Raw genomic sequence first — 22,462 nt, 5'->3', positions numbered from 1 at the left:
CAGGACCTGCCCGGTCCAGCCGGTGAAGGCGGTGAAGAGCTCCGGGTCGCCGGTGTAGAGGGCGACGGCCAGGTGCTCGACGACGTGGGCCAGGTCGTCGAGGGTGTGCTCGCGCTGGAGCGGGGTGTAGGCGCGGACGGCGGGGTGCTCCCGTTCCAGGGCGGCCATCACGCCGGCGACCAGTTCGCGGGCGCTCCGGCCGACCAGGGTGTACTCCTGGTCGGCGAGGTGCGGGAGGTCGTCGACGGGCTGGTGCGGGGAGGCGGGCAGCGCCAGTCCCCGGGCGAGGCGGTCGGCCGCGGCGCGGGCGTCGGGGGCCCAGGCGTCGGCGCCGAGCAGCCGGGCGTGCCGGCCGTCGGGGCCGAACGCCGCGCCTCCCGCGATGACCGGCACGCCGGCGGCCTGGGCGGCCGTGATCGCGGTGTGCGCGGCGGGCAGCCGGGTGGGCAGCGAGGCGGACAGGGCCAGCACGTCGGGGGCGGTGCGGTGCAGGTGCGCGATCAGGTGGGGGGTGGGGCACTGGGCGCCCAGGTAGTCGACCCGCCAGCCGCGCAGCGCCAGCACCTCGGCCAGCAGCCGGGCGGGGAAGGCGTGCCACTCGCCGTCGACGCAGGCCACCGCGATCCGGCCGGGGCGCTGCGGGCCGGTGGCGGCGGCGAACGCGGGGTGGCCGGAGACGACGGCCACCACGCGCTCGTTGACGGCGGTGGCGGCGTGTTCCTGGATCACCGTGATCCGGTCGGCCGCCCACTCCCGGCCGACCCGGGCCTGGAGCGCCCCGATCACGTCGAGCAGCAGCGCCTCCGGGTGCAGGCCGTCCTCCAGGGCCCGCACCGCGAGGGCGGCGGCCCCGGCCTGGTCGCCGCCGATGACGGCCTGCCACAGCTCCTCGGTCAGTTCTCCGGTCGGTTCCCCGGTCGGTTCCCCGGGGCGGACGGGCGCGGCGGCGGGCCGGGACGGCGGGGCGTCCGCGGCGGGTGCCGGGGCGTCCGCGGCGGGGGTGAGGGTGCCGGTCGGTGCGTTGACGTTCATGCCGCGCGCCCCCGCGGTCCGCCGGTGACGGCCACGTGGCCGCGCGGGGGCGCGGCGATGACCATGACCGCCATGTCGTCGTGCCGGCCCTCCCGGAGCCACTGCGCGGTGAGCATCTGCACCCGTTCCACGATCGCTTCCGCGGGCAGGCCCGCGCACTGCCGGAGCGCCTGGCGCAGCCGGTCCTCGCCGAACTGCTCCCGGCCGGTCGGCCCGCCCTTGGCCTCGGTGATCCCGTCGCTGTACAGGACGCACGCCTCGCCGGGGTCGAGCAGCACGGTGTCGGTCCGGGTGGTGGCCTCCGGCAGGACGCCGACGATGCTGCCCAGGGTGGTGGACTCGGTCACCCGGCCGTCCGTCCGGACCACCATCGGCGCGGGGTGTCCGGCGGCCGACAGCCGGACCCGGACCCGGTCGTCCTCGCGGCGCACCGAGGCCAGCACCAGGCTGGCGAAACGGGTGTGGTGGGAGGTCAGCAGCGCCCGGTTGAGCAGGTGCAGGACCCGGCCGTGGTCGTCGGCGAGCGGCAGCAGCGCGTGCAGCGTGTTGCGCACCTTGCCGGTCATGACGGCGGCCTCCAGTCCCTTGCCGCTGACGTCGCCGAGCAGGGCGAGCGTCTCGCCGTCCGGGTCGGCGGCGGGGTGGACGTCGTAGAAGTCGCCGCCGATCCGGTCGCGGTCGACCGAGGCCCGGTAGCCGCCGGCGAAGTCCACCCCGTTGAGGTGTTCGAGCCGGGGCGGGAGCAGTTCGCGCATCAACAGGTCGGTGACGGCGGCCTGTTCGGAGTACAGGACGGCCGCGGACGCGGCGGCGCCGGCCCGGGCGGCGAACATCCGGGCGAAGACCTCCTCGTCGGCGGGGAACGGGCCGCCGCCCGCCGCCCGCAGCAGCACCAGCGCCCCGGCGGGGACGCCGTGCCCGGGCAGCGGGGTGACCAGCACCGAGCCGACCCGGCCGAACCCGGCGGGCACCAGCCAGCGGGGCGTGGCGTCCGGGTCGATCCACCGCGAGGGCACCGGCGGGAAGCCCTGCAGCGCCTCGGCCAGCCCGGGGACCTCGGCCGGGTCGGCCCGCACCTGGACGTGCGCCGGGTCGCCGCCGCGCAGGCAGGTCACGAAGCGCAGCGTCCGGCCGGAGCCGGGGGCGACCACCACGGCGGCGTCCGCGAGGTGCAGCGCGGCCTGGCGGGCCGCCGTCTCCAGGATCCGGTCGACGTTCAGCGAGGACAGCAGCAGGCCGGACAGCCGGGTCAGCAGCTCCCAGTCGTGGGTGCCGCCGTCGGCCGTCCGCGGCAGCGCTCCCGGGAGGCCCTCCGGGACGACGAACCACCACACGGCGCTGCCGTCCGGGCGGGGCGAGGGGTGCGCCTCGATCCGGCCGGCGACCGGGTCGGTGTGCCGGACGGTCCGCGGCGGGGTGCCGTCGGCGGGCAGGTCCAGGTGGGCCCGGCGCAGCCAGTGCGGGGCCGTGCCCGCCGTGCCCGCCGGGGCGGCCAGCAGGCGGTGGGCGCTGTCGCTGGCGTGCAGCAGTCCGCCGTCGGGGCCGAGCACCGCCACCGGGTACGGGGAGTCGGCGAGGGACTCCCAGTCGGCGGTCGCGGCGGGGGAAGTCGAAGATGCCATCGTCCGGGCCCTGACGGGCCCTCACCTCGCAATTGGGTTTCCGTCGGCCGGCCGGGACCCCACGGGGTCCGCCGCGGTCGGCGGGTTTGGTGCGCCCCGCCCGCCCTTGCGGACGAGTCCGGCGGGCCGCACCCGAACCGCCATGCTATCGGCTGCCGCGTCGGGCCCCGGCCGGACGGAGCCGCGGCAGGCGCCGGGCGGGGCCGCGGCAGGCACCGGGCGGAGCGGTGGCAGCCGCCGGGTGGAGGGGTGTCGGCCGCCGGGCGGGGGCCCACTAGCATGCCCGGTATGACCGATCACACGTACGGGGCGTACGGGGCGGCCGGGGCGGAGCCGCTGGACGTCGGGACGGTGCGGGCCCGGGGCGAGCTCGACTGGGAGGACTCGCAGGAGTTCGTCCGGCGGTTGACGGCCGCGCTGGAGCGTCCGCCGCGGCTGCTGGTGGTGGACTTCGCCGAGGTCACCTTCGCCGACTCCTCGGTGCTGCACGGTCTGCTCACCGCCCACCGCCGGATGGCGGAGGCGGGCGGGCGGCTGGTGCTGGCCGGGCCGCTGCGGGAGCCGGTGCGCAGGCTGCTCGACCTGTCCTGCGCCGCGGACCACCTGCACCTCGCGGCGGACGCGGACGCCGCGGTGCGGGGCGCGTCCGGGCCGGACGTCCCCCGTTCGCCGCGGGTTCCGCCGGTGTGATCTCCGCGGTGTCCGGGCAGCCGGACACCTGAAGGAAGCGTTCCCGTCCCGTCCGATGCGAGGTCACCGATGTTCCGTGCCGAGGCCGACCCGACCTGGCGGCGCCCCCCGGCAACCGCCCGTCCGGGCCCCGCGGTGCGCACCGCGGCCGAGGCCCGGACCGCCGTCACCGAGGCGCTCGCCCGGTGTCCCGGAACGGGTGAGCGCCTGCGCGGCGACGCCTGGCTCGCCGTCACCGAGCTGGTCACCAACGCGATCCGGCACGCCGGCGGGGTGACCGGGTTCGCCGTCCGGACGAGCGGGGGCGGCCGGGTGCTGACGATCGAGGTGGAGGACGCCGCCGACGCCCACCCGCGCGGCGACGCCGCCAACCTCCAGGACCCGACCCGGCTGGGCGGCCGGGGCTGGCCCCTGGTCAAGCTGCTCAGCACCGGCTGGGAGATCCACCGCCTGCCGGGCGGCGGCAAGCGGATCCGCGTCACGCTGACGGCCTGACGCGCCGGACGGGCGCGCGGGCGCGGTGGGGCGCCCCCGCGGGTGGTGGCGGGTCAGGCCAGCAGCCGGGCCAGGCCGAAGTCGAGGTCGAGGTGGGCGGATTCGGCGCCGGGCGGCACTTCGGCGAAGGCGTCGGCGAGGAACCGGGTGACCGTGTCGGCGGGGACGCTGATCACCGCCCGGTCCGTCCCGTTCCCCAGGGTGATCAGGACCCGGCCGTCCGGGCCGGGGGCGACCCGGACGTCCCCCTCGCCGCTCGGGGCGCGGCGGCCCTCGGCGAGCAGGTCCCGGCCGAACCACCAGACGATGTCCTCCTCGCCGGGGCCGCGGGGCGGGAAGGCCAGCCCCACGCCGTAGGGCAGTGCGGTGTCGTAGCGCAGTTCGCCGACCAGCCGGATGTGGGGGTAGGGGCCTTCCGGGAGGGTGACGGAGATCGGCCTGGACACGGCGACGGGCATGCGGGGTCCCCATTCCTTTTCGTGCGGGCTTCGTGCGTTCGTGCTCGTGCGTTCGTGCTCGTGCGTTCGTGCTCGTGCGGGCGGGCCGGTGGCGCGTCGGCCGGGGCCGGCACCGGGCGGCGCAGCGCGGTTACCCGGGTCCGGGCGATCCACACCAGGAATGCGGAACCGTCATCCGGACGGGCCGCGGTGTTTCCGTTCCGCCGCACCGGGCAGCCGAGCGGCGGCCGGTGTTCGCCGGCCGTCCCCGACCTGGAGAGGAACGACGATGGACATCGCCACCGGCAGCCCGCTGGACGGACCCGACCGCGACACCGCCGGGGAGGCGCTGCAGGGCGCCCTGGTCGATCTCGTGGACCTGTCCCTGACCGGCAAGCAGGCCCACTGGAACCTGTACGGCCCCCGGTTCCGCTCGGTCCACCTGCACCTCGACGAGGTGGTGGCCACCGCCCGCGACTTCGCCGACCAGGTGGCGGAGCGGGCCGCCGCGATCGGCGTCAGCCCGGACGGGCGGGCCGCGACCGTCGCGGCCGGTGGCCTGCCCGGGGCGCCCTCCGGCTGGCAGGCCGACACCGCGGTCGTGGAGCAGTTGGTGGGCGCCCTCTCGGCGGTGGTCGCCCGGATGCGCGAGCGGATCGCCAAGACCGGCGAGGCCGATCCGGTCACCCAGGACCTGCTGATCACGGTGACCGCGGCGCTGGAGAAGCACGCCTGGATGTTCCGGGCCGAGCACGAGACCAGGGGCTGACCCCGACCCGCCGGCCCCTCCGGGGGCGGCGGAAAACAATTCCGTCCGCCGCTGCATACCTCGTGGCGGACGGGGCAGACGGCGCGCGGTGGACCCCGACCGGTCGGGGTCCACCGCGCGCCGTCGTGCGACGGCCGAGGTCCCCCGGTCACGGGGCCCGATGAGCGAGGAGAACGCCTGATGGCGCTGGAGCATGCGTCCGAACGGCTCGTGGAGCTGCTGACCCGGGACGATGCGGTGCAGGAGCAGTGGGTGGCGGCCGTGGCCGCGTCGCTGGGCGGCCGGATCAGCCGGGCCGAGCTGGAGCGCGAGCTGACGGACCTCTACCAGGCCCTGGTCCAGGCCCTGGGCAAGGGCGGCCTGGACTGGCAGGACGAGTCGTACTCGGAGGTGCGCGCCCTGCTGGTGGAGCTCTCCCGCAGCCGGGCCCGGTACGGTTTCACGCCCGCCGAGACGGCGGTCAGCGTCTTCGCCTGCAAGGACGTGCTGGAACCCACCACGGCCAGCACCGCCGAGGACATCACGGCGTACCTGCAGCTGACCCGGCTGCTGGACGCGCTCGGCCTGTTCACCATCGAGGCGTACGCCCGCACCCGGGAGGAGATCATCAGTGCGCAGGCCGAGCAGCTGCTCGAACTGTCCACGCCGGTGGTCAAGTTGTGGGAGAACGTGGTCGCGGTGCCGCTGGTCGGCACGCTGGACTCGGCGCGCACCCAGGTGGTGATGGAGAAGCTGCTGCAGAGCCTGGTCGACTCCGGGTCGGAGCACGCGATCATCGACATCACCGGGGTGCCCGCGGTGGACACCGAGGTCGCCCAGCACCTGCTGAAGACCGTGGTCGCCGCCCGGCTGATGGGCGCGGAGTGCACCATCTCCGGCATCCGCCCGCAGATCGCGCAGACCCTGGTCGCGCTCGGCGTGCAGTTCGGCGACATCGTCACCAAGGCCACCCTGGCCGACGCGCTGCGCCACGTCCTGCAGCGCAGCGGCGCCTCGGTGCAGGCGGGCGGCGACCGGTGAGCGACCGCGTGCCCGTCCTGAAGATCGGCCAGGTGCTGCTGGTCTCCATCCAGGTCGACCTGGAGGACCAGATCGTGCTGGACCTCCAGGACGACCTGGCCGAGCGGATCGTCGCCACCGGCGCGACCGGCGTCGTCATCGACATCACGGCGCTGGAGATCGTCGACTCCTTCGTCGGCCGGATGCTGGCCAACACCGCCGCCATCTCGCGCATGCTGGACGCCGAGACGGTGGTCGTCGGCATGCGCCCGGCGGTGGCGATCACCCTGGTCGAGCTGGGCCTCTCGCTGGGCGGGGTGCGCACCGCGCTCACCCTGGAGAAGGGCCTGGCGCTGCTGGAACGCGACCGTACCGCGCGTACGGCCCGCCCGTGACCGGGCCGCGGGTGGTGGAGGACGAGCAGACCGTGCCGATCGGCTCCAACGACGACGTGGTCCGGGCCCGGCAGACCGTCCGCACGTACGCCCAGCAGTGCGGGCTGTCGCTGGTGGACCAGACCAAACTGGTCACCGCCGCCAGCGAACTGGCCCGCAACACCCTGGTCTACGGCGGCGGGGGCTCGATGCGCTGCGCGGGCGTGCGCAGCGGCACCCGGGTCGGCGTGCACGCCGTGTTCGAGGACAGCGGCCCCGGCATCCCCGACCTGGACCTCGCGCTGACCGACGGCTGGACGTCCGGCGGCGGCCTGGGCCTGGGCCTGAGCGGGGCGCGCCGGCTGGTGGACGAGTTCGAGCTGCACAGCGAGCCCGGTTCCGGGACGAGGGTGTCGGTGACCAAGTGGGCCCGGTGACCCCCGCCCTGGCCGTGTGCGAGGACACCGCGTGGTTCCGGCACTCGGACTCGCTGCCCGCGGCCGCCCGCAGCGCGGCCCGGCAGCTCGCCCACCGGATCGGCCTGCTGCCCGAGCGGGCCGCCGAGGCGGCGCTCGCCGTCAGCGAGGCGGCCACCAACCTGCTGCGGCACGCCGTGGACGGGGCGATGGTGCTGCGCGTGGTGCGCACCGACACCGAGGCGGCCCTGGAGTTCCTCACCGTCGACAGCGGGCCGGGGATGGCGGACGTCCCCGCGGCGCTGGCCGACGGCTACTCCTCCGGCCCGACCCTGGGCATCGGCCTGGGCGCGGTGGCCCGCCTCGCCGACGCCTTCGACCTGCACTCGCTGCCCGGCCGCGGCACCGTGCTGACCGCCCGGTTCTGGAACCGCACCCCGGCGGGGCGGGCCGCCGCCGCGGGCGAGCCGGTCGTCGCCGGCCTGACCCGGCCGATGAGCGGCCAGGAGCTGTGCGGCGACGCCTGGGCGGTGCGCGCCCTCGGGCCGGCCGGGGCCGCCCCGGTACCCGTGGAGGCGCCCGCCCCGGCGGTCGGGGCCGCGGCGGGGCGCCTGGACTGGTCGGTGCTGACCAACCGGGCGCCGCGCCCGCACGCCGACCCCGGGCCGGGGCGGGCGGGGAGCGCCGGCGCGTTCCTGCTGATGTTCTGCGACGGCCTGGGCCACGGCCCGCTCGCCGCCCGGGCCGCCTCGGACGCCGTCGCGGCCTTCCACCGCGGCTGCGCGCAGCAGCCCGAGCAGGTACTGGCCGACCTGCACCGGGTGCTGCGCGGCGGGCGGGGCGGTGCGGTGGCCGTCGCGCTGGTCGAGCCCGCCGCGGCCCGGCTGGCGTTCTGCGGGGTCGGCAACGTCAGCGCCTTCGTGGTGGACACCGTCACCGGGACGCGGCGCTCGCTGCCCTCCTCCCCCGGCATCGTCGGCCACCAGTTGCCCGCCCCGCACACCGTCCGGCAGGCCCTGCCGCCCGGCAGCGCGGTGGTGCTGCACTCGGACGGGCTGACCGACCGCTGGAAGGCCGCCGACGTCCCCGGCCTGTTCTCCCACCTGCCCGTGACCGCCGCGGCGCTGCTGCTGCGCGAGGCCGGGGTCCGCCGGGACGACGCGGGCGTGGTGGTCACGAAGGGCTCCTGGTGAACGCACCGACCGACCACCCCGCACCGGACGACGGCACCGCACGGGACGACCGCACCGCGCCGGACGACCGCACCTTGCCCGACGACGGCACCGCACGGGGCGACCGCACCGCGCCGGAGGACCACCTCGCGCCGCAGCCGTCCGTGCACCTGGGCAACGCGTCCGTGGGCACCGTCCAGGACACCTTCGCGCTGCGCCGCAGCGCCCGCGCCGTCGCCGACCTGCTCGGCGCGGACGGCCAGGACGCCGTCCGGCTGGCCACCGCGCTGAGCGAACTCGGCCGCGGCCTGCTCGGCGCCGACCGCCTGTTCGCCGCGTTCGACCTCCGGCCGGGGCTGCCGGCCGCCCTGCGGGTCACCCTGACCTGGCGGGGCGGGCACCGGCTGTCGGCAGAGGCGCTGGAGGCGTCCGGCCGGCTGCTGTCCACCCACCACGAGCACACCCGGGCCGGCGGCCTGGTCCGGATCGAGCAGCGGCTCGGGCCCGCCCTGGGCCCGGACCCGGACCCGGTCGGCCGGGCCCGCCGCCTGCTCGCCGAGCACACCGGCCCCAGCGCCCTGGAGGACTCCCGGGCGCAGACCCGCGACCTGATAACCGCACTGGAGCAGACCCGCGCCCAGCGCGAGGAACTGCGCCGCCTGAACAGCGAGTTGGAGGAGACCAACCGGGGCGTCCTGGCGCTGTACTCGGAACTGTCGGAGGAACTGGAGGAGACCAACCGGGGCGTGGTCGCGCTGTACGCCGAACTCGACGAGAAGTCACGGCAGTTGCGCGAGGCCAGCGAGGCCAAGAGCAGGTTCTGGGCGAACGTCAGCCACGAGCTGCGCACGCCCGTCAACGCGGTGGTGGGCCTGGCCGAGCTGCTGCGCACCGACACCGGCGCCCCGCCCGAGGAGCGGGCCCGGCAGCTGTCGCTGATCGCCGACTCCGGCCGCACCCTGCTCGCCCTGGTGGACGAGCTGCTGGACGTGGCGAAGGCGGAGTCCGGCACCCTCGAACCGCAGTGGGCGGCGCTGGACCTGCGCGCCGTCCTGGCGCACCTGGACGGCACGCTGCGCGGCCTGGCCCGCCCCGGCGTGGCGCTGCGGATCGGTCCGGCGCCCGCCGGCGCGGAGCCGCTGCTCGGCGACGAGACGATGCTGGTGCGGATCCTGCGCAACCTGCTGTCCAACGCGCTGAAGTTCACCGAGCACGGGTCGGTGCGGCTGGACACCCGGGTCGAGCAGGCCCCGGGGGGCGGCCCGGTGCTGGTGCTGACCGTCACCGACACCGGCGTCGGCATCCCGCCCGACCAGCACGAACGGGTCTTCGAGGAGTTCTACCAGGTGAAGGGCCCGCACCAGCGCGGGCGCCGCGGCACCGGGCTGGGCCTGCCGTACGCCCGCCGGCTGGCCGAGATCCTCGGCGGCACGCTGCACCTGGACAGCGCCCCCGGGCGGGGCACCGCGATCACCGTCCGGCTGCCCGCGCACCCCGCGCCGCCGGCCGGCGCCCGGTGGGCGGTGCTGGTGGCCGTCGACGACGACCCGGCGTTCCGGGACGTGCTGCGCCCGCTGCTGCACGAGATCGCCGACCGGGTGGTGGAGGCCCACGACGGCGCGGCCGCGCTCAGCGCGGTCCGGGCCGCCCGGCCGGACGGGATCGTGCTGGACCTGCACCTGGGCGAGGTCGACGGCTACCGGGTCCTCGCCGACCTGCGGGCCGACCCCGCCCTGCGGCAGATCCCGGTGGTGATCCTCACCTCCGCCTCGCTCGGCGCCGCCGACCGCGCCCGCCTGGCGCACGCCCGCGCCGTGCTGCCCAAGTCCGGACTGACCGCCGCCCGGATCGCCGCCGCCCTGTCCGCCCCCCGGCCCGCCGCACCGCGGCGGCCGATCCCGCCCGAGGACGGATCGTGACCAGCACCAGCCCCGACGCCGGACCCGCCACCGTCCTGGTGCTCGACGACAACGACACCACCCGGTACATCGTGGGGAGCTGGCTGCGCCGCTCCGGGCACACCGTCGTCGAGGCGGTCGACGGCACCCAGGCCCTCGCGCTGCTGGAGCGCACCCCCACCCCCGAACTGCCCGAGATCGCCGTGGTGGACATCAGCCTGCCCGACATGACCGGCTTCGAGGTGTGCGAGCGGATCAAGCGCGGACCGCGCACCGCGGCGCTGCCGGTCGTCCACATCTCCGCCACCGCGATCGAGGCCAGCGACCGCACCCAGGGCCTGCACCGCGGCGCCGACGCGTACCTGACCGAGCCGATCGACTCGGCCGAGCTGCAGGCCACCGTCACCGCCGTGCTGCGCTACACCCGGGCCCGCCGGCGGGCCGAGCGGCTGGCCGCCCGGGTGGCCGCCCTGCACCGCAGCACCCTCGCCCTGTACGGCGCCACCGACCCGGACGCCCTGGTCACCGCGGCGGTGCTCGGCGCGGTGCGGCTGGGCGCCGCCCGGGCCACCGCGATCGCCCTCGGGCCGGACCGCGACACCCTGCACCTGGCCCACCACGACCCGGCGCACCCCGGCGACGGCGCGGTGCGGCTGCTGGCGGCCCCGCCCGTCCTGCTCGACGTGCTCGCCCACCAGACCCTGGGCGACGCCACCGGCACCGACACCGCCCTGCTGGACACCGACGCGTGGCGCGCCGTGCTGGCCGACCACGGCCTGGACGGCGCGGGGCTCCCGGCCGGCCCGGTCGCGCTGGTGGTCGCCCGCACCAAACCCGGCCGGCCGCTGCTCGCCGTGGTCGCCGACCGGGACGCGCTCGCCGCCCCCGACGAGCGCGGCCTGCTCCCCCAGCTCACCCAGGCCGCCGCGCTCGCCCTGGAGGCCCAGCGCAGCCAGGCCGAGGAGCACGCCCTCGCGCTCACCCTGCAGCGCAGCTTCCTGCCCGGCCGGCTGCCCGCCGTGCCGGGCGTCGAGCTCGCCGTGCGGTACGAGCCGGCTTCCGCGCGCAGCGAGATCGGCGGCGACTTCTACGAGGCCATCGACACCCCGGCCGGGCTGCTGCTGGCGATCGGCGACGTGGCCGGGCACTCGCTGGAGGCCGCGATGGCGATGGGCGAGCTGCGCCACGCGCTGCGCGCCTACGCCATCGAGGGCCACGACCCGCAGACCCTGCTGCACCGGCTGGACACCCTGCTGACCCGGCTGCGCCCCGGCCTGACCGCGACGGTGTGCCTGGTGCTGATCGCCCCGGACCGGCGCAGCATCCAGGTCGCCAACGCCGGCCACCTGCCGCCGCTGCTGCGGCTCCCGGACGGCTCCGCCCGCTACCTGACCGACCACGGCATCCTGCTGGGCCTGAACGTCCCGCAGCCGCCGCCGGTCACGTGCGCCGTGGAGCCCGGCACCACCCTGCTGCTGGTCACCGACGGCCTGATCGAGGTGCCCGGCGAGCACCTCCAGACCGGTCTGGACGCCCTGCGGGAGGCCTTCGCCGACGCCCCGCCGGAGCTGGACCGGGCGGGCGACCTGCTGCTGTCCTCGTTCGCCCGGGCGCAGACCGACGACGTGGCGCTGCTCGTCGCCCGGCTGCAGTGACCGCGCGGCCCCCGCCGCTCCCCCTCCCTCCACCCGCCAGCCCGTCCCGCACCGTCCGGAGCCCCCCGTGCCCGAGTACGACCTGACCATCGAGGTCCGCACCCATCCCGTGGGGGCGACCGTCGTCGTGCTCGCGGGCGAGCTCGACCACCACACCGCGCCGCGCCTGCACCGGGCCGTGGAGCGGACCGCCGAGTCGCTGCCGCTGGTCCTGGACCTGGCGCTGCTGGGGTTCTGCGACTCCCTCGGCGTGGCCGAGCTGCTCTTCGCGTTCCGCCGCGCCCGGGAGGCCGGCACCTCGCTCGCCCTGGTCGGCACCGGCGCCGACGTCGGCCGGCTGCTCACCATGACCGGGGTGGACCGGCTGCTGCCCCGGTACGACACCGTCGACGCCGCCGTCGGCGCCCTCCGCCCGGGCGGCTGAGGCCCCGCGCGCGCTCACTCCTCGGGCCGCGCCGGGCCGTGCGGGGCGAGTTCGGGCTCCAGCCCCTGCGCGAGCGGCGGCGGGACGGGACGGCCGGTGTCGCGCCGCCAGCCCTCGAACGCCCAGGCGGTGGCGGCGACCAGGGCCAGGCCGAGCAGCCACCCGCCGAGCACGTCGCTGACCCAGTGCACCCCGAGCGCGACCCGGGTGAACCCCACGCCCAGCACGCTCAGCCCGGCCACCGCCCGGGCGGTGCGCCGCCACACCGGGCGCAGCGCCGGGGAGAGCACCAGCAGCAGCACGGTGCAGCAGGTGGCGGCGGTCATCGCGTGCCCGGACGGGAACGAGAAGCCGGGGGCGTGCGCGACCGGGTCGGGCAGCGCCGGGCGGGCCCGGGCGACGGCGGCCTTGACCGCCCAGCCGATCAGCCCCGAGGCGGCGGTGGTGGCGGCCGCCCACACCGCCAGCCGCCAGGCCCGCCGCCACAGCAGCCAGGCGACGGCCGCCGCGACCAGCAGCCGCATCGTCAGCGGGTCCCACACCCCGTCGCTGAAGGTGCGCAGCACCGACAGCGCGGCCGGGTGGTCGCGCACGGCGGTGTGCAGCCGGGCCGCCGCGCCCGCGTCGAGCCGGTGCAGCGGCGCCCAGTGGGCCTCGATCAGCACCAGCAGCAGCGCGGCCGGCACCGCGGCCACCGCGAACGCGGCGACGGCGGCGAGCAGGCGCTCGCCCAGCCGCAGGTCGGCGGTGCGCAGCGCGGCGCGGGGCGCGGGGCGGGGCGCGGGGCGGAGCCGGGCGGGACGGCGGTGGGCGGGGCTGCGGGTCACTGCTGCGTCCTCTCGGGGCCGGTGCTCGGGGCAGCCGGGGCGGTCGGGGCGGCCGACGGCGTGCGGTCGGGGGCCGGGTGGCCGGGGGCGGAGGAACCGGGGGCCGGGTGGCCGGGGGCCAGCGGGTCGGGCAGGACCGGGTCGGGCCGTCCGGTGCGGTCGGCCTCCAGCCGGGCGGCGAAGGACAGGCCGAGGAACAGCGCGATCGCGGTCAGGTACGCCCAGACCAGCAGCGAGAACACGGCGCTGAGCGGCCCGTAGACGGCGTCGAAGGAGCCGCTCAGGCGCAGGTAGAGGCTCAGCAGCCAGGTCGCGGCCAGCCAGAGCACCAGGTGGACGCCCGCGCCGAACGCCAGCCGGCTGTAGCCGGGCTGGCGGCGGCGCGGGGCCCGCCGGAAGACCACGGCGGCCGAGGCGAGGGTGAGCAGCACGCCGACGGGCCAGCGCAGCAGGGTCCAGGCGGCGGCGGTGCCGGGGCCCAGCCCGAACACCTCGTCGGCGGCCGCCGCGACCTGCGGCCCGGCCACCAGCACCAGGAAGCCGACGCCCAGCGGCAGGCCGGCGCCCGCCGCCATCAGCAGGCTCCGCCCGTACTTGCGCTCGAACGGCCGGTCCCGCTCGATCCCGTAGATCCGGTTCGCGCCGCGTTCGATCTGGGACATCGCGGTGACCAGGTTGACCAGCGCGAACAGCGCGCCGAACCACAGCGCGAGGGTGCCGCCGGTGCGGTGGCGGCTGCGGTCGAGCACCTCGCGCACCAGGTCGGCGCTGGACGCCGGGACCATCCGCTGGATGCTCGCCGCGACCAGTTGCCCGACCGGGCCGCCGTGCAGCGAGGACGCCAGCCCGACCACGGCCAGCGCGAACGGCACCAGCGCCAGCACGACCTGGAACGCCAGGGCCCGGGCGTGGCTGAACCCGTCCGCGTACCGGAACCGCAGGAAGGCGTCCCGGGCCAGCGGCCACCAGGGCCGCCGGCGCAGCACCACCACGGCCTCGTCCGCGGACAGGTGCTCCCGGCCGGGTCGGACCCGGCTGGCCGTACCCATCAGGCCACCTCCCGTCGGACGGCGGCCCGGCCGGGCCGGTCGGGCTGCCCGGCCGACCGGATCGGTTGGGCCTGTTCGGCCGGGTCGGGCTGTTCGGCCGGGTCGGCCGGGTCGGGCTGTTCGGCCGGGTCGGCCGGGTCGGGCTGTTCGGCCGGGTCGGCCGGGACGCGGACCCGCAGGGCGGCCGGGCGGACGGTCAGGGTGAGGGCGCGGCCCTCGCCGACCGGGTCGCCGTCGCACTCGCGCGGGTGGGCGCGGTCGGCGGTCAGGGTGATCCGGCGGCCGGGGAAGTGTTCCAGGGGCGCGTCCGGGCCTGGGCGGCGGTCGCCGGTGAGCAGGGCCAGCAGGGCCTGCCACCAGCCGCGCGGGCCGTGCGGCTGGACCAGGACCAGGTCGAGCAGGCCGTCGTCGGGCGCGGCGGCGGGCAGCAGCCGGACGCCGCCCTGGAGCGTGCCGACGTTGCCGACGACGGCGGCCCGCACCTGCCGGTGCACCGGTTCGGCGCCGTCCACGGCGACGGTGAGGGCGAAGCGCCGGTCGCCCAGGTGCCGGGCCCCGGCGAGCAGGTACGCGGGCCAGCCGAGGCGGCGCTTCAGGGCGCGGCCGGTGTCGGACATCACGGCGGCGTCCAGCCCCATGCCGGCCATCGTCGCGGCGGCCCGGGCGGGCAGGCCGTCGCCCTCGGCCCGCATCAGGTCGATCCGGCGGGTGCGGCCGGTCAGGGCGGCCGCCAGCGCGGCCTCGGGGTCGGTGGGCAGGCCGAGGTTGCGGGCTAGCAGGTTGCCGGTGCCGCAGGGGACGACCGCGAGGGTCGCGCCGGTGCCGGCCAGGACTTCGGCGCAGGCCGTCACGGTGCCGTCGCCGCCGCAGGCCGCCACCAGTCGGGCGCCGCCGGCGAGGGCCCGTTCGGCGGCGGCCCGGCCGCTGTCCTCCGCCGCCCCCGGCAGGCGGCGGGGCGGCCGGTGGCCGTGCGCGGTCAGCACGGCGCAGAGCCGTTCCAGCAGGGCGCCGTCCACCGTGACCGGGTTGTAGACCAGGGCGACCGGGAGCGGGACGGCCGGGGGCGCGGCGGCGGGGGCGGCCGGGGCCCGGTGGGCGCGGGCGGGCAGGGCCCGGGCGACCACCCACAGGGCGGCCGCCCCGTTGAGCCCGCCGGCCAGCACGTCGGTGGGGTGGTGCATGCCGCGGTAGAGCCGGCTGGCCGCCACCAGCAGCGGCACCGTCCACGCCAGGGCGCACAGCAGGATCCGCCACCGGCCCCGGAGCCGGTGCAGCGCGAGCAGGCCGAGGCCGCCGTACAGCGCGGTGGCCGCCCCGACGTGCCCGGACGGGAAGCTGGAGGTGGGCAGCGCGCCGTCCAACCGGACGACGTCCGGCCGGGCCCGGTCCACCAGGTGGGCGGCGGTCACGAACAGCGCCGCCTGGAGCGCCACCGCGCCCGCGAGCAGCGCCGCCGGGCGGGGCCGGTGCCGGAGCAGCAGCAGGAGTGCGACGGCCGCCGTCACCGTCACGATCGCCGGAGTGAAGGCCAGCCCGGACAGCCAGCTGCTGGCCGTGGTCAGGGCGGCGGTGCGGTGGTCGGCCAGCCGGGCGACCAGCCCGTCCTCGGCCGGGTCCCACCAGCCGCCCGGCGGGTGGGTGACCAGCAGCCCGGCGGCCACCAGCACCGTCCCCTGCCCGGCCACCGCCGCCAGCACGCCGAGCGGCGCCGTCCGCCCCTGTGTCCTCGTCATGGCACCCGTGTCCCCCGGTCCGCGGTTTTCATCCCCGCCCGGCCGTCAGGCGTCGATCACGGCGCAGCGGGTAACCGAGCGCCCGCCACTGCCACCGGCCCCGGACGGAGGGACCCATGACCACCGAGACCGCCCCCGAACCCGCACCCGCACCCGCACCCGCACCCGCACCCGCCGCGATACCGGCTGCGGCCCCCGCGTCCGCCGCGGCGGACCGCGGCCGGGTGCTGCGCCGCCGGCTGGAGGGGCTGCTGGGCATCGCCGCGACCGAGGGCAACCTGCTGACGCCGCTGCGCAACGGTGACGAGATCTTCCCCGCGATGCTGGAGGCCGTCGACGGGGCCCGGCGGACCGTCGACCTGATGACGTTCGTCTACTGGCGCGGCGACATCGCCCGGACCTTCGCCCGTTCGCTGGCCCGCAAGGCCGCGCAGGGCGTCCGGGTGCGGCTGCTGCTGGACGGGTTCGGCAGCCGGCTGATCGAACCGGAGCTGATCGAGCTGATGGAGGGGGCGGGCGTCCGGATCTCCTGGTTCCGCCGGCCGGTGCGGCTGTCGCCCTTCAAGCAGAACCACCGCTGCCACCGCAAGGTCCTGGTGGTGGACGGCCGGACGGCGTTCACCGGCGGCGTCGGCATCGCCGAGGAGTGGTGCGGCGACGCCCGGCACCCGGGCGAGTGGCGCGACACCCACGTCCGGGTGGTCGGGCCCGCCGTCGACGGCATCGCCGCGGCCTTCGCGCAGAACTGGGCCGAGTGCGCCCCCGGCACCCTGTACGACGCGACGGACCGGTTCGAGGAGCACGAGCAGCCGGGCGACTCGGTGGTGCAGGTGGTGCGGGGCTCGGCCGCCGTCGGCTGGCAGGACCTGCAGACCCTGATGCGGGTGGTGATCTCCTCCGCCGAACGGCGGCTGCGCCTGGCGACCGCCTACTTCGCGCCCGACGACTACTTCGTCGACCTGCTCTGCGAGGCGGCCCGCCGGGGCGTCGCGGTCGACCTGCTGGTGCCCGGGCGGCACACCGACAAGCGGGTGTGCCAGCTGGCGGGCGAGCGCTACTTCGGCCGGCTGGGCGCCGCCGGGGCCACGGTCTGGCGGTACGGGCCGACGATGATGCACGCCAAGGTGCTGACCGTGGACGGGGCGGCGGCCGTGGTCGGCTCCGCGAACTTCAACCGCCGTTCGCTGGACCACGACGAGGAAGTGGTGCTGACCGTGGTCGACGCGGGGTTCACCGCCGTCCTGGACCGGCACTTCGACGAGGACCTGGCGCGCAGCGAGGCCGTCGTCCCGGAGCGCTGGCACCGGCGCGGCCCGCTCCGGCGGGTGCAGGAGGCGGCCACCGCCCCGATCCGGCACTTCCTCTGACCCGGTGTCGGCCCCCACGCGTCGGCCCCGCGAAGCGCATCGGCCCGCGGGACGCGGAACGCGCCGGGGCGGGCACCCCCGCGGGGTGCCCGCCCCGGTGGCGGTGGCGGTGGCGGTGGCGGTGGCGGTGGCGCTACCAGCGGTACCAGCGGCCGCGGCCGCCGGCCGCCGTGGTGCCGCGGGAGACGAAGCCGAGCAGCCAGACCACGAGCACGAACAGGGCCACCCACCACAGGGCCTTCAGGACAAATCCGGCGCCGAACAGCAGCAGAGTGAGCAGCAGGACCAGCAGAAGGGGAACCACGGGAGAACCTCCAGGTGGTGGCGGTGCGTCAGTTCTCGGACGACCCGCCGCATGCCCCGTTCCGGGCGGTGCATGCGGGTTCCTCCGGATTCGTCCCGCCGGGCGGCCGCCGGGCATCCCGTTGCGCGAACTCCCTTGGAAGACAACCGGTTTGTGAAGGCCCCGGCGGGCAAGGCGACGCCCATGAGACGGACAACCTCGGTCATATCCGCACTGGCGCACGCCGCCGCGGCCATCCTGGTCATCTGGATCCTGCTGGACCTCTTCGGGGCCAATCAGGACAACCCCCTCGTGCACTGGTTCCACAGCGTCGCCGACTGGCTGTCGGGCTGGTCCCGCGGCCTGTTCACCGTGTCCCACCACACCGGGCAGGTCCTGCTCGACTACGGCCTGCCCGCCGTCGTCTACCTCGCCCTCGGCAACCTCGTCACCCGCGCCCGCCCCCTCAGCTGAACCCGCCCGCGAACAGCCAGAAGAAAGAAAGAACAGAGGAGGACGGCATGGCAGCGAACGGATCCGACCACTCCCGGCTGGGCCGGGTCACCAGGGCCGCGGGCCGGGCCGGTTTCGTGGCCCGGGGCGTGGTCTACGCCCTGGTCGGCGTGCTGGCCCTGCGGATCGCGTTCGGGTCCGGCGGGGAGGACGCCGACCGGCAGGGGGCCCTGCACCAGGTGGCGGTGCGGCCGTTCGGCGCGGTGCTGCTGTGGGCGCTGGCCGCGGGCTTCGCGGGGATGGCCCTGTGGCGGGTGTCGGCGGCGGTGTTCGGCGAGGCCGGCCGGAAGAAGACGGGGTCCCGGGTGCTGTCGGCGGGCCGGGCCGTCTTCTACGCCTCGGTGGCCTGGGGGACGGCCGCGTACGCGGCGGGCTCCGGCGGCGGGTCCGACAGCGACTCCGCCTCCCGGGACTGGACCGCCACCGCGCTGGCCCGCCCCGGCGGCCGCTGGCTGGTGGGCGCCGCCGGCCTGGTGCTGGCCGCCGTCGGCGCGGTCATCGCCGTCCGCGCCCTCCAGCGGCGCTTCCTGCGCAAGCTCGACACCGCGTCGATGCACCCGCGCACCCGCACCGCCGTGACCGGTACCGGCCTGTCCGGCAACGTGGCCCGCGGCGCGGTCTACGCCGCCGCCGGGGTGTTCGTGGTGGTGGCGGCCGTCCGCTTCGACCCGGGCCGGGCCAAGGGCATGGACGACACCCTGCGCGCCTTCGCCGCCGGCGCCCCGGGCCCGTGGCTGCTGGGCGCGGTGGCTGGCGGGCTGGTCCTGTACGGCGTCTTCTCCTTCGCCTCCGCCCGCTGGCGCCGCTTCTAGCGCCGCGGCGGGCAGCCACCCCGGCGCGGCGCCGTTTCCCGGTGCCGCGCCGGGGTGGCGGGTCAGGTGGTGACGGTGAGCGGGGGTTGCCAGCTGACGGTGGCGGGGTCGTGGGCGGCGTGGCGGGCGGCCCAGGTGAGCAGGGCGGTGCGGCAGGCGTGGTCGAGGTGGCGCAGGGCGGTCCAGTCGAGTTCGACGGGGCGGCCGGTGGGGAGGGATTCGAGGGTGTCGAGCAGGCGGGGCAGGCGCAGGAAGGTGGCGTTCCCGCTGAGGCGGACCTTCAGCGGGCCGCCGGGGCCGGTGTCGGCGAGGTCGATGTGCAGGTGGGAGGTCTGCCAGGCGCTCTTGGCGACGGCGAGGGCCACACCGATCAGGACGCCCTCGAAGAGGGTGGTGAGGACGATCGCGGCGGCGGTGACGGCGAGGACCGCGAGTTCGCCGCGGTGGCCGCGCCACAGGGCGGCGGCCGGGCGCAGCGGGATGAGCTTGGCCCCGGCGTGGACGAGTACGCCGCCGAGCACGGCGAGCGGGATCAGCCCGAGGACGGCGGGCAGCAGGGCCGCGAACAGCAGCAGCCACAGCCCGTGCAGGACCCGGGAGGTCCGGGTGCGGGCCCCGGCCTGGACGTTGGCGGCGCTGCGGACGATGACGGCGGTCATCGGGAGCGCGCCGAGCAGGCCGCACAGGGTGTTGCCGATGCCCTGGGCGGTGAGTTCGCGGTCGTAGTCGGTGCGCGGCCCGTGGTGCATCCGGTCGACGGCGGCCGCGCTGAACAGGCTCTCGGCGGAGGCGATCAGGGCGAAGGCGAGGACGGTGCCGAGCCCGGCGGTGCCCGCGACCGCGGCCAGGCCGTCGCCGGTGGGGAGCGCGACGGCCTCGAACAGGCCGTCCACCCGGACCCTCGGCACGTCCAGGCCGAACAGCGCGGTGGCCGCGGCGGCGAGGGCCACGGCGGCCAGCGGGGCGGGCACCGCCCGGACGGGGGCGGGCAGGCGCCGCCACAGCGTCAGCAGGGTGACGGTGGCGGCCGCCATGACCAGCGCGGTGGTGGCGGCCCGGCCGGTGAACCAGTCGGCGGCCAGCGCGGGCAGGGCGCCGATCTTCCCGGCGCCGCTGCCGGGGGCGGTGCGCCCGGAGACGGCGTAGAGCTGGCCGAGGATCAGGATCAGGCCGATGCCGGCCAGCATGCCGTGCACCACCGAGAGCGAGATCGCCCGGAACCAGCGGCCGGTGCGCAGCAGCCCCATGGCGATCTGGAGCAGTCCGGCGGCCAGCACCAGCACGCCGAGCGAGCCGAGTCCGAAGCGCTGGACCGCGTCGAACACGAGGACGGTCAGGCCGGCGGCCGGGCCGCTGACCTGGAGGCTGCTGCCGGGCAGCAGGCCGACCACCAGGCCGCCGACGATGCCGGTGACCAGCCCGCGTTCGGCGGGCACGCCGGAGGCGACGGCGACGCCCACGCACAGCGGGACGGCTACCAGGAAGACCACCAGCGAGGCGGGCAGGTCCTGCCGCCAGTGCGCGAGCGCCCCGCGCAGGGCGGCGGCGCGGCCGGGGTCGAGGTCGGGGTCGAGGTCGGGGAGCGGGTCGCGGCCGGGGGCGCGGTCGGGGTTCGGGGTGGTGTTCACAGGGCGCGGTCCTCTCCGGGCGGGAGGGCGCGGGCGGGGTGGGGCGGGGACGGTCGCATCGGTGTCTCCTTCCGCCCGTCCGGCGCGGGCCGGACGGGGGTGCTGTCGGTGGGCAGCGGAGCGTGCCGACGGGGCGTCACCGCGACCGGGCGGCCCCGGGTGTCGGGGGGTGCCGGTGCGCGGACGGCGGCCGTCGGCTCGCGGGACCGCTCAGCAGCGGAACACCTGGAGGCGCGCGAGCGCGGCCGGTCTGGGACCGTCGGCGGTCGTCGGGGCGGGGTGCGCGGGGGCGGGCGGGGCGTCGGGGGCGGTGGTGCCCCCGGGCCGGGCGGGGGGACGGGCGGGCGGGCCGCCGTCGGCCCGGTGCCGGCCGGCGGAGCGGCCGGCGGGGGCCGGGGTCTCCTGGTGGGGGGCGCCCTCCAGGTGCTCCTCGGCGGCGGCGGAGGCCGGCGGTCGGGGTGTCCGGGTCTGGGCCTGGGCGGCCGACGGCCCGGCGGTGAGGACGGTGAGCACGGCGGCGAGGAGGGCGGCCAGCAGGACGGCGAGGCGTCCGCCCCGCGTCGCCCGCCGCCCGGTCATCGCCGCCTCCCCGGCGTCCGCCCGATCCGGCCGCCGTTCCGTCCGTTCCAGCTTACGTACGGACCGTCACCGCGTACCGGTTTTCCGGAGATTCAACGGCGAGTAAAACCCGCTGGTAGAACGGAATGTGACGGTCCGTCAGCGTGTTCGGGCGGCGCACGGTCCGGCGCGGGCGCTCACCCTGCGTGGCACGGGTCGGCACGGACCGGCGCACGCGCGGGCGGGCGGGTTCAGTGGGCGTGGGGTTCCTCGCGGTGGACGACGCCGTGCGGTTCGGCGCAGTGGCCGTCCGGGTGGCCCGGGGCGGCGGCGCCGACGGTGAGCAGCTCGGCGGCGGCGTGGTCGACCTGGAGGGTGGTGTGGGTGATGCCGTCGCGGGCGGCGAGTTCGCGTTCGAGGTCCTCGCGCACCGCGTGGCAGTCCCGCTCGGGCGCGACCAGGACGTGCGCGGCCAGCGCGGTCTGGCCGGAGGTGATCTGCCAGACGTGCAGGTCGTGGACCTCGACGACACCGGGCCGGGCGACCATGGCGTCGCCGATCGCGTCGGGGTCGACGCCGGCCGGGGCGGCCTCCAGGAAGATCCGGCCGGACTCCTTGAGCAGCCCGCACCCGGCCTTGACCATCAGCACGACGACCACCAGCGAGACGATCGCGTCGGCCCTGGCGAAGCCGGTGGTCAGCACGACCAGGCCGGCCACGGCGGTGGCGACGAACCCGAACAGGTCGTTCAGGACGTGCTGGTAGGCGCCCTCGACGTTCAGCGAGGTGCGGTTGGCCCGGGAGAGGCACCAGGCCGCGGCGACGTTCACCGCGATGCCCGCCAGCGCCGTGAACAGCACCGGCGCACCGGACACCGCCGGCGGGCTGATCAGCCGCTCCACCGCCTCGTACGTCAGCCAGGCCGCCAGCAGGATCAGCGTCAGCCCGTTGGCCTGGGCGGAGAGGATCTCCGCCCGCTTGAGCCCGAAGGTGAACCCGCCCCGGGCCGGCCGGGCCGCCAGCCGCATCGCCACCAGGGCCAGCACGATCGACGCCGCGTCGGTCAGCATGTGCGCCGCGTCCGACAGCAGCGCCAGCGAGCCGACGGCCAGGCCGATCGACACCTCCACCGCCATGTAGCCGCAGATCAGCGCGAGCGCGGCGGCCAGCCAGCGCCGGTCGGCGTCGGCCGCCACCCCGTGCGCGTGCCCGTCGTGCCCGCCGCCGCCGTGGTCGTGACCGCCGTGCCCGTGGCCGTGGCCGTGGTCGTGCCGGTCGGCCCCGCCCCGCCCGCCGTGCCCGTGGTCGTGCTCCGCACCCATGGCCCTGCCCTCCCCGTCCCGCTCGTTCGACGCGGGGAAGTGAAGCGCACCGCCGCGCACCTTGGCAAAGGCTGCACCGATGACGGTTTTCACCGGCAATAAGACCGCCCTGACCTGCGGGAACGCCGCCCGCCGCGCTGCTGCACGCCTTGGTCCGTGCGCACGGCCCGCTGGGAACGGCAGCTGCGGACGCCCTTCCGCCGGGGCCGCACGCTGCGCCGCCACCGCCAATGACCGACACCGTTTTCCGTCCCGCCCTCCCCCGGCCCTTCGACCCGCTCGACCCGCCCGTCCCGGCCTGAGGCCCGCGCCGGGGCCGTACCAGGGCCCGCACCCGAAGCCCGGTCCGTGCGGGGTGGCGGGGCCGGGCCGGGGCGCCCACGGTGG

23 protein-coding genes are annotated in these 22,462 nt (G+C 77.2%); 13 read left to right on the top strand and 10 right to left on the bottom strand.

The features are described 5' to 3' along the window. Window positions 1-1,032, bottom strand: a 1,032-nt coding sequence (locus OU787_RS34495; protein WP_268661761.1) for a cobalamin B12-binding domain-containing protein, incomplete at its 3' end; no start/stop codon positions are given. Continuing rightward, a complete protein-coding gene (locus OU787_RS34490) occupies window positions 1,029-2,654 on the bottom strand; it encodes a PP2C family protein-serine/threonine phosphatase (protein ID WP_268661760.1) in 1,626 nt (541 codons plus the stop codon). The genes OU787_RS34495 and OU787_RS34490, both read right to left, overlap by 4 nt. A 288-nt stretch (window positions 2,655-2,942) precedes the next feature. On the opposite strand from OU787_RS34490, the gene OU787_RS34485 reads away from it, so the two are divergent. Then, entirely contained in the window at window positions 2,943-3,344 is a 402-nt protein-coding gene (locus tag OU787_RS34485; RefSeq protein WP_081967103.1) for an STAS domain-containing protein, read from the top strand. A gap of 69 nt (window positions 3,345-3,413) precedes the next feature. Continuing rightward, window positions 3,414-3,839 (top strand): ATP-binding protein, encoded by a 426-nt coding sequence (locus OU787_RS34480; protein ID WP_051817288.1) that lies wholly within the window; start codon window positions 3,414-3,416, stop codon window positions 3,837-3,839. A 53-nt stretch (window positions 3,840-3,892) separates the two neighbouring features. Here the strand turns inward: OU787_RS34480 and OU787_RS34475 are convergent, their stop codons facing one another. Beyond that, window positions 3,893-4,297: an SsgA family sporulation/cell division regulator gene (locus OU787_RS34475; protein ID WP_268661759.1), complete on the bottom strand. Its 405-nt coding sequence runs from the start codon at window positions 4,295-4,297 to the stop codon at window positions 3,893-3,895. 268 nt (window positions 4,298-4,565) lie between these two features. On the opposite strand from OU787_RS34475, the gene OU787_RS34470 reads away from it, so the two are divergent. The 8 genes from OU787_RS34470 to OU787_RS34435 all read left to right on the top strand — a co-directional run bounded on the left by OU787_RS34470 (window position 4,566) and on the right by OU787_RS34435 (window position 11,983). Beyond that, on the top strand, window positions 4,566-5,045 hold the full coding sequence (locus OU787_RS34470) for a Dps family protein (RefSeq protein WP_268661758.1): 480 nt from the start codon (window positions 4,566-4,568) through the stop codon (window positions 5,043-5,045). A 180-nt stretch (window positions 5,046-5,225) separates the two neighbouring features. After that, complete coding sequence (locus tag OU787_RS34465; protein WP_268661757.1) at window positions 5,226-6,065, top strand: STAS domain-containing protein; 840 nt, start codon at window positions 5,226-5,228, stop codon at window positions 6,063-6,065. Beyond that, a complete protein-coding gene (locus OU787_RS34460; protein ID WP_030461988.1) occupies window positions 6,062-6,439 on the top strand; it encodes an STAS domain-containing protein in 378 nt (125 codons plus the stop codon). Before OU787_RS34465 ends, OU787_RS34460 begins: the two co-directional genes overlap by 4 nt. Next, window positions 6,436-6,855, top strand: a complete 420-nt coding sequence (locus OU787_RS34455) for an anti-sigma regulatory factor (RefSeq protein WP_030461989.1) — start codon at window positions 6,436-6,438, stop codon at window positions 6,853-6,855. The genes OU787_RS34460 and OU787_RS34455 overlap by 4 nt, the downstream gene beginning before the upstream one ends. Beyond that, window positions 6,843-8,027 carry an ATP-binding SpoIIE family protein phosphatase gene (locus tag OU787_RS34450; RefSeq protein ID WP_268661756.1) on the top strand — a complete coding sequence of 395 codons (1,185 nt, stop codon included), beginning with the start codon at window positions 6,843-6,845 and terminating at the stop codon, window positions 8,025-8,027. Before OU787_RS34455 ends, OU787_RS34450 begins: the two co-directional genes overlap by 13 nt. Before the next feature lie 143 nt (window positions 8,028-8,170). After that, on the top strand, window positions 8,171-9,925 hold the full coding sequence (locus OU787_RS34445; RefSeq protein ID WP_442788665.1) for an ATP-binding response regulator: 1,755 nt from the start codon (window positions 8,171-8,173) through the stop codon (window positions 9,923-9,925). After that, window positions 9,919-11,559 carry a SpoIIE family protein phosphatase gene (locus OU787_RS34440; RefSeq protein WP_442788664.1) on the top strand — a complete coding sequence of 547 codons (1,641 nt, stop codon included), beginning with the start codon at window positions 9,919-9,921 and terminating at the stop codon, window positions 11,557-11,559. Before OU787_RS34445 ends, OU787_RS34440 begins: the two co-directional genes overlap by 7 nt. Before the next feature lie 67 nt (window positions 11,560-11,626). Next, window positions 11,627-11,983, top strand: a complete 357-nt coding sequence (locus tag OU787_RS34435) for an STAS domain-containing protein (RefSeq protein ID WP_268661753.1) — start codon at window positions 11,627-11,629, stop codon at window positions 11,981-11,983. Between the two features lie 14 nt (window positions 11,984-11,997). On the opposite strand, the gene OU787_RS34430 is transcribed toward OU787_RS34435, so the two are convergent. The 3 genes from OU787_RS34430 to OU787_RS34420 all read right to left on the bottom strand — a co-directional run bounded on the left by OU787_RS34430 (window position 11,998) and on the right by OU787_RS34420 (window position 15,592). Continuing rightward, entirely contained in the window at window positions 11,998-12,738 is a 741-nt protein-coding gene (locus tag OU787_RS34430) for a phosphatase PAP2 family protein (RefSeq protein ID WP_268661976.1), read from the bottom strand. 68 nt (window positions 12,739-12,806) lie between these two features. Then, entirely contained in the window at window positions 12,807-13,859 is a 1,053-nt protein-coding gene (locus tag OU787_RS34425) for a YihY/virulence factor BrkB family protein (protein WP_268661752.1), read from the bottom strand. After that, on the bottom strand, window positions 13,859-15,592 hold the full coding sequence (locus tag OU787_RS34420; RefSeq protein ID WP_268661751.1) for a diacylglycerol kinase family protein: 1,734 nt from the start codon (window positions 15,590-15,592) through the stop codon (window positions 13,859-13,861). Before OU787_RS34420 ends, OU787_RS34425 begins: the two co-directional genes overlap by 1 nt. A gap of 116 nt (window positions 15,593-15,708) precedes the next feature. Here OU787_RS34420 and OU787_RS34415 point away from each other — a divergent pair, with 116 nt between their 5' ends. Beyond that, on the top strand, window positions 15,709-16,959 hold the full coding sequence (locus OU787_RS34415) for a phospholipase D-like domain-containing protein (RefSeq protein WP_268661750.1): 1,251 nt from the start codon (window positions 15,709-15,711) through the stop codon (window positions 16,957-16,959). 133 nt (window positions 16,960-17,092) lie between these two features. Here OU787_RS34415 and OU787_RS34410 read toward each other — a convergent pair whose 3' ends face one another. Then, window positions 17,093-17,263, bottom strand: a complete 171-nt coding sequence (locus OU787_RS34410; protein ID WP_268661749.1) for a hydrophobic protein — start codon at window positions 17,261-17,263, stop codon at window positions 17,093-17,095. Between the two features lie 183 nt (window positions 17,264-17,446). Here OU787_RS34410 and OU787_RS34405 point away from each other — a divergent pair, with 183 nt between their 5' ends. Then, entirely contained in the window at window positions 17,447-17,716 is a 270-nt protein-coding gene (locus OU787_RS34405) for a hypothetical protein (protein WP_268661748.1), read from the top strand. A 47-nt stretch (window positions 17,717-17,763) separates the two neighbouring features. Next, window positions 17,764-18,567, top strand: a complete 804-nt coding sequence (locus OU787_RS34400) for a DUF1206 domain-containing protein (RefSeq protein WP_268661747.1) — start codon at window positions 17,764-17,766, stop codon at window positions 18,565-18,567. Window positions 18,568-18,629: 62 nt separating this feature from the next. Here OU787_RS34400 and OU787_RS34395 read toward each other — a convergent pair whose 3' ends face one another. The 3 genes from OU787_RS34395 to OU787_RS34385 all read right to left on the bottom strand — a co-directional run bounded on the left by OU787_RS34395 (window position 18,630) and on the right by OU787_RS34385 (window position 22,075). Continuing rightward, on the bottom strand, window positions 18,630-20,105 hold the full coding sequence (locus tag OU787_RS34395) for a SulP family inorganic anion transporter (RefSeq protein WP_268661975.1): 1,476 nt from the start codon (window positions 20,103-20,105) through the stop codon (window positions 18,630-18,632). 300 nt (window positions 20,106-20,405) lie between these two features. Beyond that, complete coding sequence (locus OU787_RS34390; RefSeq protein ID WP_268661746.1) at window positions 20,406-20,774, bottom strand: hypothetical protein; 369 nt, start codon at window positions 20,772-20,774, stop codon at window positions 20,406-20,408. Window positions 20,775-21,004: 230 nt separating this feature from the next. Further along, entirely contained in the window at window positions 21,005-22,075 is a 1,071-nt protein-coding gene (locus OU787_RS34385) for a cation diffusion facilitator family transporter (protein WP_268661745.1), read from the bottom strand. Between the last annotated feature and the right edge of the window lie 387 nt (window positions 22,076-22,462).

The organism is Kitasatospora sp. YST-16 (assembly GCF_026802215.1).
GTDB classification, from domain to species: domain Bacteria; phylum Actinomycetota; class Actinomycetes; order Streptomycetales; family Streptomycetaceae; genus Kitasatospora; species Kitasatospora cineracea.
This window is presented reverse-complemented; position numbering and strand designations above follow the sequence as displayed.

Excerpts from the sequence above, each read along its gene's own strand:
- OU787_RS34490 (WP_268661760.1), bottom strand. The coding sequence starts at position 2,654 with ATGGCATCTTCGACTTCCCCCGCCGCGACCGCCGACTGGGAGTCCCTC.
- OU787_RS34485 (WP_081967103.1), top strand. The coding sequence starts at position 2,943 with ATGACCGATCACACGTACGGGGCGTACGGGGCGGCCGGGGCGGAGCCG.
- OU787_RS34480 (WP_051817288.1), top strand. The coding sequence starts at position 3,414 with ATGTTCCGTGCCGAGGCCGACCCGACCTGGCGGCGCCCCCCGGCAACC.
- OU787_RS34475 (WP_268661759.1), bottom strand. The coding sequence starts at position 4,297 with ATGCCCGTCGCCGTGTCCAGGCCGATCTCCGTCACCCTCCCGGAAGGC.
- OU787_RS34470 (WP_268661758.1), top strand. The coding sequence starts at position 4,566 with ATGGACATCGCCACCGGCAGCCCGCTGGACGGACCCGACCGCGACACC.
- OU787_RS34465 (WP_268661757.1), top strand. The coding sequence starts at position 5,226 with ATGGCGCTGGAGCATGCGTCCGAACGGCTCGTGGAGCTGCTGACCCGG.
- OU787_RS34425 (WP_268661752.1), bottom strand. The coding sequence starts at position 13,859 with ATGGGTACGGCCAGCCGGGTCCGACCCGGCCGGGAGCACCTGTCCGCG.
- OU787_RS34420 (WP_268661751.1), bottom strand. The coding sequence starts at position 15,592 with ATGACGAGGACACAGGGGCGGACGGCGCCGCTCGGCGTGCTGGCGGCG.
- OU787_RS34415 (WP_268661750.1), top strand. The coding sequence starts at position 15,709 with ATGACCACCGAGACCGCCCCCGAACCCGCACCCGCACCCGCACCCGCA.
- OU787_RS34405 (WP_268661748.1), top strand. The coding sequence starts at position 17,447 with ATGAGACGGACAACCTCGGTCATATCCGCACTGGCGCACGCCGCCGCG.
- OU787_RS34400 (WP_268661747.1), top strand. The coding sequence starts at position 17,764 with ATGGCAGCGAACGGATCCGACCACTCCCGGCTGGGCCGGGTCACCAGG.
- OU787_RS34390 (WP_268661746.1), bottom strand. The coding sequence starts at position 20,774 with ATGACCGGGCGGCGGGCGACGCGGGGCGGACGCCTCGCCGTCCTGCTG.
- OU787_RS34385 (WP_268661745.1), bottom strand. The coding sequence starts at position 22,075 with ATGGGTGCGGAGCACGACCACGGGCACGGCGGGCGGGGCGGGGCCGAC.